The 3,591-nt window shown below is 45.6% G+C and carries 2 protein-coding genes; both read left to right on the top strand.

Annotation, left to right across the window (positions count from 1 at the left end; all coding sequences use genetic code 11):
* On the top strand, positions 1 to 716 hold a 716-nt coding region (locus tag A1D16_RS00225; RefSeq protein WP_290706542.1), incomplete at its 5' end, for a FecR domain-containing protein.
* 174 nt (positions 717 to 890) lie between these two features.
* Positions 891 to 3,591: SusC/RagA family TonB-linked outer membrane protein (locus tag A1D16_RS00220; protein WP_290706540.1), on the top strand; the 2,701-nt coding region annotated here is incomplete at its 3' end.

Here is a 3,591-nt window from a genome sequence, read left to right as displayed (position 1 = left end):
TAGCGGCCAATGGCTCGCTTACAACCACGGGAACAGAGAAACGGACGGTTTTGTTGCCCGATGGCTCAAAACTGGTCCTGAATGGCAATTCCAGCTTGTCTGTAGCGGCGCAATTTGGTGTACGCAACCGAACGGTTCATCTTTCCGGGGAAGCGTTTTTTGAAGTAGAACACAACGACCAATTGCCTTTCCTGGTTGAAACCGATCAATTTACCGTAAAAGTACACGGCACCTCTTTTAACGTGCGGGCTTACCGGGGAGCTCCGGTTACCGAAACCTCTTTGTTAAGGGGGTCAGTAGAAATTTTGCCGGCTGATTCCAGTAGTTCTATTTTTCTGAAACCCAATCAAAAACTGGTTTATCGCCGCAGCATCAAGCCCAGCCTTGTAGCCGGCTCCACTGTAGGAAAGGAACTGCCAAAACCCGAACTGGCAATTTTGCCCATTACCATCAGCAGAGATGGAAATGCTATCATAGAAACCGTCTGGACAAGAAATGCACTTGAAATAAACGACGAACGATTTGACGAGTTAAAAGAAAAATTTGAACGCTGGTTTCGGGTAAGTATTGTTTTTGAAGATGAAGCTATCAAACGATTCCGCTTTACAGCAAGTTTTGAAAATATTCCCTTAGAGCAGGCGCTGGAAGCTATGCAGTTATCGAATGCGTTCTATTATGAATCAGATGGACAAGTTTTAAAAATCAGATCAAAATGAGGCATAAATGAAAAGGGAGTTGACTCCTCCCTTTTCGATTAGTTAAACCTACAGCGGCAGTGTTCAAGTGGTGTTGGCAACTGCCCTGTAACAAACCAAAACAAAAGTATGAAAAAATCGAAGGACTGCACGTGCCCTCCCTTTTCCAGGCAGGTGCTAAAAACACTGCTGCTTATGAAACTAACGGTTGCCCTGGTGCTGCTTACCTGCCTGCAGGTAGCCGCAAAATCTTATTCTCAGGAACGGATATCGGTTCGGTTTTCAGAAACCAGGCTTAAAAAAGCATTGAAGGAAATTGAACACCTTTCCTCTTACCGGTTCGTTTACAGCAGTGACAAAATTCCGGGTAATACAACAGTTACCTACCAGGGCCAAAATGTACAGGTTACAGATGTGCTGGCAAGTATTCTTGCGGCGTCTGAGCTGCGTTACAAAGTATTGGCCAATCGCATAGTTGTAATTACCAGCATAGGTAAGGAAGATCAGAATAAAACAATTTCCGGAACTGTACGCGGACCCAAAGGAGAACCCCTGTCGGGCGCAACCGTTCAGGTAAAAGGCAGTTCAGTAGTAACTACGACCAATGATGCTGGTGAGTTTTCCATTTCGGTACCCGATAATGATGCGGTATTGGTTATTTCCTATGTAGATATGCAAGCGGCTGAAATAAAAGTAGGAACCAGTAATGACCTCTCTATTCAGTTAAAAGCAGTTGACCAGTCCATGAACGAAGTAGTAGTAGTGGGGTATGGAACGCAGAAAAAAGTAAGCATGACCAGCGCCGTAACCCAGGTAAAAGGAGAAGACCTTGTTCGCCGGCCGGTATCCAATTTGCAACAGGCATTGCAGGGGCAGGCACCCGGTTTAACCGTGCTCGACCGGGGAGGTGAGCCGGGGCGTTCCTCGGCAACCATGCGGGTTAGGGGTACCACCACTTTTTCGGGTAATAGTTCCGGCAACAGTTCGCCCCTGATAATTGTAGACGGAGTGGAGCAAACCATGTTTAATATCAATCCGGAAGACGTGGAAAGTATTTCTGTATTGAAAGACGCTTCTTCCACCGCTATATATGGATCACGGGCTGCCAATGGCGTAGTGCTGATTACCACCAAAAGAGCTAAATCAGGTAAGGTGCAGATCGCGTATAACGGGTATTATGCTATCCAGAAATCCGTGAACCAGCCAGAGAATATGAAGCTGGAAGATTATATGCGGTACCAGCAACTGGCATATACCAACCAGGGACTTACTATCCCGGCCCGTTATACCGATGAAAGCATTGAAACCTGGGTAAACTCTACCGATCGATACCGTTATCCGGATGTGAATACCTGGTTTAAAACCGTATTGAAACCAGCCCCCCAACACAGCCATAATATTTCTTTTAGCGGTGGAAATGAGTTTTCGCGTACCCGGGTAAGTATGCGGTATATGGACCAGGGAGGAATTGCGCCAAATTACAGTGCATCGGTTCGGGAAGTACGTATCAACAATGATATGCAATTGCACAAACGGTTGAAACTAAGTGCAGATTTCAACTATCGGTATAATATGTCCAGAAGCCCGTTTGCCACGGATGTGTTCAACCGGTTTTTTCACGGAACCTTATTTGCAGTTCCCAAATATCCCGATGGCACTTATGGGTTAAGTCAGCAGGGATTTAATCCGCTGTTGCTGGCGGAAAAATCTGGAAATACGAATATTGCCAGCAACTATTTTTTTACTTCGGGCAAGCTCGAATACCAGTTGCTGAAGGGCCTTACTCTTAGTGCACAGGTATCGGCCGTTATGGACTTCACAGAAAATAAATCATTCCGGAATACGGTTAATAATTTTGATTCTCTTACCGGCCGCCGGTACCAGGTAGCGAATAATTCACTTACGGAAACGCGCAACCGGTATCGTGAAATCACTACCAATTACCTGGCAAATTATGCCACCAGTTTTGGACGACATGAACTGAAAGCGCTGGCAGGCTTTTCCGAATTGTATAATAGCGGGTATAATCTTTCAGCTTATCGCGAACGATTTTATAATAATGAAATTCAGTCGATCGGCCAGGGAGCCAATGATCCGACGAAAGACAATGGAGGCAATGAAACAAAATTTGGTCTGCGTTCCTATTTTGCCCGTGTAAATTATGCGTTTGACCAGAAATACCTGCTGGAAGTAAATGGCCGGTACGATGGCTCATCCCGCTTCACCGGGGCTAATCAATACAGTTTCTTTCCCTCTTTTTCGGGTGCCTGGAGAATTACCGAAGAAGATTTTTTTGATAACCTGAACACGCCGTTCAGTGAATTGAAAATCCGCGGATCATGGGGACAAACCGGTAACCAGACCGTTCCTCTTTACAGCTATTTTGCTTCGCTGGCGCAGGGGTCCTATACTTTTGGTGGGGTAGCTGCTCCTACTTTTTCACAAACTGTGCTGGCTGACCCCACGATTACCTGGGAAACAAATACGCAAACGGATATAGGAGTGGAGGGTAGTTTGCTTGGTTATAAATTGTCGTTCGGGATCGATTACTACAAAAAAAGAACCAGTGGTATCCTGTTGGCACTTCCCCTGCCGGTGGTAACAGGTTTTGCGTCTTCGAACCAGAATGCCGGTGTTATTGATAATAAAGGCTTCGAATTTACAGTAGGGTACAGGGATAATGAACATGCCATAAAATACAACCTGGGGGCCAATCTTGCCATCAATAATAACAAGGTAATTGATCTGAAAGGGGGCGGCCCGTTTATCAACAGTTCCTATGACCTGGACCCCCGCTATATTGTAAAAGAAGGCTTGCCTTTTAATTCGCACTGGGGCTACAAAACAGATGGCTTTTTCCAAAGCCAGGAAGAAATCGACAATTATCCAACCATCG

Origin of the sequence: Flavihumibacter sp. CACIAM 22H1 (assembly GCF_001601815.1) — a bacterium.
In the GTDB taxonomy this organism is placed as follows: domain Bacteria; phylum Bacteroidota; class Bacteroidia; order Chitinophagales; family Chitinophagaceae; genus Flavihumibacter.
This window is presented reverse-complemented; position numbering and strand designations above follow the sequence as displayed.